Raw genomic sequence first — 3,708 nt, forward strand, 5'->3', positions numbered from 1 at the left:
CGACTGACACCCAGGTTCTCCGCCAGACGCGAGGGACGGTGGACGCCGGCCGAGACGTTCGCGAACAGGAGGGACTGCGCGCGCGAAACCGGAGACCAGCCAGCCGCTTTCAGCGCGGCCTGCAGCGCTTCGTCGAACCAGTACACGCGCATCAGAAGGCGCGTCATGAGCAGGTGACCGCGGCCTGCGTCCCGGTGGATGTCTGGTGGGCTGGTCATCGAGCGGGTAGTACCAAACCTGAGCGCGACCGCCAGTCTCCCGCCGTCGAAACCCAAGTCCGCGGCGAGCGCGCCTGAGGACCGAGTTCGCTGGCGGGCCCACCCCTGGCCGCATGGCGGCCTCTGGACCGGCGGACACCGTTCACACCCGGTTCACGGCCCGGGGCGAAGCTCGGACAACATCGATTCGGGGAGACCTCCATGCGGGCCATCGCCATCGCCGCCGCCTTCACCCTCGCCGCGGCGCCGGCGCTCGCCGCCGATCCGGTCGAGGGCGAGTGGCTGACACAGTCCGGCAGCGGCAAGGTCCGGATCGCGCCCTGCGGCGCCAGGCTCTGCGGCGCCATCACCTGGCTGAAGAACCCGGCGGACGCGAAGGCGACCGATGCGAACAATCCCGACGCCAGGCTGAAGGCCCGGCCGATCCTGGGCCTGCCGATGCTGTGGGGCTTCAGGCAGGCGGCGCAGGGAAAGTGGAACGGCGGCAAGATCTACGATCCGGCCAGCGGCAAGACCTACGACTCGAAGATGTCGATCAACGCGAACGGCACGCTGAAGGTCGAGGGCTGCATCCTGATGGTCTGCCAGGCGCAGACCTGGAAGCGGAGCTAGGCCCTTCGGCGCCCGGCTCGGTCCGAGGTTCGACGGAACAAGCGAACCGTCGAAGGCCCTAGGCGCCCAGTTCCTTCGAGCGGCGCACGGCGGCGGCGACCGCCTCGCACAGCAGCGGCGGCAGGCCGGCGTCGCCGAGGAGCACGTTCAGCGCCGCCTCGGTGGTGCCGCCGGGCGAGGTGACCTGGCGGCGCAGGTCCGCGGGCTCGCCGCCGTTCCGGGCCAGCAGCGCGGCCGCCCCGGTCAGGGTCGAACGGGCGAGGCGCTCCGCCTCCTTCGGCGACAGGCCGGCCGAGACGCCCGCCGCCTCCAGCGCCTCGATGAACCCGTAGAGGTAGGCCGGCGCCGAGCCCGAGACGGCGGTCGCCGCGTGCATCAGGCCCTCGTCGTTGAGATCGACCACCGTGCCCAGCGGCTCGAAGAGGGCGTGGGCGCGGGCCAGCGCCGCCGGGTCGTCGGCGTAGAGGCTGGCCGTCCCCTGCCCGATGGCGGCGGCGGTCGTCGGCATCACGCGCGCCACGCAGCGGCCGCCGAACGCCCTGGCGATGTCGTTCGACCTCACGCCCGCGGCGATGGAGACGATCACCGCGCCCGAAGCCAGCCACGCGGAGGTCTCGGCGGCGGCGTCCCGCCAGAGCTGCGGCTTCACCGCCAGCACCACCGTCTGGGCGCGGGCGAGGTCGGCGTCGGGAGGGTTCAGGATCGCGCCGGCGTCGGCGGCGGCCCGGGCGGCCGGACCCGGCTGCGGATCGCGGATGATGAGGTCGCGGGCGGCGAAGGCGCCGGCGCCCAGCCAGCCCTCGACCATCGCGCCGCCCATGCGCCCGGCCCCCAGCATCAGGATCGGCGTGATCATGAGCATGAGCCTTAGCGGACGGGGCGGGCGGGCAAAACCCCGAACGGCGCTCGGTCGGTTCCGGTTGACGCGAACGGAAGGCCGCGCTTGCTTCGCCGGGACAGGTGCGGGGACAGACCGATGGTGCGTGGATTTCTGATCGGCGGCGCGGCGGCGCTGGCGCTGGGCGGGGTGTCGTTCGCGGAGGTCCGCGAGGCGGGGAACATCGTCTACGACGGCGCCCCGGCGACGCCCAAGGACCTGCAGGCCCGCATCAACCCCTACTACAACGCCCGCTCCGCCGTGTTCGAGGACTGGCTGCCCGACGGCTCGATGCTGATCGCGACGCGGTTCGGCGACACCACCCAGATCCACCATGTGGCGCGGCCCATGGGCGCCAGGACCCAGCTCACCTTCTTCAACGAGCCGATCGGCTCCGCGACGGCGCGGCCGGGCACGGCCACCTTCCTCTATCCCCTCGATGCCGGCGGCGCCGAATACTACCAGGCGTACATGCGCGACCTGAAGGGGAAGTCGCAGGTCCAGTTGACGGCGCCGAACACCCGGAACCAGGGCTTCAGGTTCTCGAAGGACGGCAAGCTGGTCGCATGGACACAGGTGACGCCGGGCGATCCCAACTACGACATCATGCTGGCCGATCCGGGCAATCCCGCCGGCCGCCGCAAGGTGCTGGACGGCACGGGCTCGATGGGCGTGCTGGACATCTCGGCCGACGGCAGGACGCTGCTGGTCTCGCGCGACAACTCCGCGACCTGGGTGGAACTCTTCACCCTGGACGTCGCGACCGGGAAGCTGGCCCCGGTCGGCCCGACCGACCGCAAGGTGGGATACCTCGGCGGCGCGTTCGTCGGGGCGGGGACCGGCGTGCTGACGCTGTCCGACGACGGGGCCGAGATGGCCCGGCCGGTGGTGATCGACCTCAGGTCAGGCGTCGTGCGCGACCTGGAGCCCGGGGCCGCATGGGGCTCGGAGGGCTTCGATCTGTCGCCCGACGGCAAGACGCTCGCGCAGTTGGTCAACGAGGAAGGCTACTCCAAGGTCGTGCTGCGCGACGTCGCGAGCGGCCGCGTGCTGCCCGGGCCGAAGCTGCCGATGGGCGTGCTGACGGGCGCCGGGTTCTCGCCGGACGGGACGAAGCTCGGGCTCTCGCTCTCGACCTCGACCGGCGCCGGCGACGTCTGGAGCTACGATCTGAAGACCGGCGCGCTGACGCGCTGGACGCAGAGCGAGATGGCGGGGCTTGACCCGGCGAAGCTCTCGGAGCCGACGCTGTTCCGTTACCCGACCTTCGACGCCAAGCAGATCCCGGCGTTCATCTACAGGCCCAGGGCGGCGAAGAGCGGCAAGCTGCCGGTGGTGATCCAGATCCATGGCGGGCCCGAGAGCCAGGAGCAGCCCAGCTTCAATCCGCGCCGCCAGTCCTGGGTGAACGAGCTGGGCGCGGCGGTGATCATCCCGAACGTCCGGGGCTCCACCGGCTACGGAAAGACCTACACCAACCTCGACAACGCCGAGAAGCGCGAGGACTCGGTGAAGGACATCGGGGCGCTGCTCGACTGGATCGCCAGGCAGCCGGACCTCGACGCGAACCGCGTCGCCGTCGTCGGCCAGTCGTATGGGGGCTACATGGTCCTGGCCGTGGCGGGCCACTACAACGACCGCATCGCCGGGGTGATCGACCTCTACGGCATCTCCAACTGGATCACCTTCCTCCAGAACACCGAGGGCTATCGGCGCGATCAGCGCCGCGCCGAGTACGGCGACGAGCGGATCCCCGAGATGCGGGCCGTCTTCGAGAAGATCGCGCCGATCAAGATGGCCGACCGGATGACGAAGCCGATGATGGTCTTCCAGGGCGCCAACGACCCACGCGTGCCGCGCACCGAGTCCGAGCAGATGGTCAGGCAACTCCGGGCCCAGGGCGCGGAGGTCTGGTACGTGCTCGCCAAGGACGAGGGCCACGGCATCTACAAGAAAGCCAACCAGGAGGCCGTGCGGGCCACCGAGGCGGTGTTCCTGAAG

Annotated in this window: 3 protein-coding genes; 2 read left to right on the forward strand and 1 reads right to left on the reverse strand. The window is 71.0% G+C overall.

Annotation, left to right across the window (positions count from 1 at the left end):
- Positions 1-419: 419 nt before the first annotated feature.
- Positions 420-830, forward strand: a complete 411-nt coding sequence (locus JNL41_RS05615) for a DUF2147 domain-containing protein (protein WP_293473293.1) — start codon at positions 420-422, stop codon at positions 828-830.
- 58 nt (positions 831-888) lie between these two features.
- Here the strand turns inward: JNL41_RS05615 and proC are convergent, their stop codons facing one another.
- Entirely contained in the window at positions 889-1,683 is a 795-nt protein-coding gene (gene proC, locus JNL41_RS05620) for a pyrroline-5-carboxylate reductase (RefSeq protein WP_293473295.1), read from the reverse strand.
- 123 nt (positions 1,684-1,806) lie between these two features.
- On the opposite strand from proC, the gene JNL41_RS05625 reads away from it, so the two are divergent.
- On the forward strand, positions 1,807-3,708 hold a 1,902-nt coding region (locus JNL41_RS05625; protein WP_293473294.1), incomplete at its 3' end, for a S9 family peptidase.

Source organism: Phenylobacterium sp., from assembly GCF_016793285.1.
GTDB lineage: Bacteria > Pseudomonadota > Alphaproteobacteria > Caulobacterales > Caulobacteraceae > Phenylobacterium.